This window comes from Alcanivorax sp. HI0083, assembly GCF_001635175.1.
Window position 1 is genome coordinate 1 of sequence record NZ_LWFX01000535.1, and the last position, 484, is coordinate 484.

Consider the following 484-nt stretch of genomic DNA (forward strand, 5'->3'; position numbering starts at 1 on the left):
TACACCCCAATCTGCTCGTCGCTTACATCGGTAAGAATTTGTGGAATCAGTGCATCTTCAAAGCCCGCAGCACCACTGTATACAGGATCAAACACGTCTATCGGAGCTACCGGGCCACCTACCATTGGCCAGACCAGATAACGGTCATGGGTCCAGTCAGTGCTCAGGTAGTCCAGACCCATAAGCATGCTGTGGCGCATTTCACCGGTGTTGAAGACCACCTTGAACTGGTTATCCACCGCAATGCTGTCCAGATCGCCTTCACCACGAACCGCGCGACGGTCCATAGTCCGCTCATCCGCCAACAGGCCACCATTGGTGAAGGTCGCAGACACCACGGTCTCGAACAGGGATTCCACGTGGTTGTACTTGGCATTCTGGCGGAATGACCAGGCATCATTGATGTAGTGAGTCAGGTCATAGCCAATGGCCCACTGCTCACGGTCATAGGTATTCCAGTCCGGCTCCCCCAGGAACGTGCTGC

The 484-nt window shown here is 55.0% G+C and carries 1 protein-coding gene; it reads right to left on the minus strand.

The genetic code is table 11. The features are described 5' to 3' along the window. A partial coding sequence (locus A3754_RS05485; protein WP_156496829.1) for a TonB-dependent receptor domain-containing protein occupies positions 1-484 on the minus strand: 484 nt, incomplete at both ends.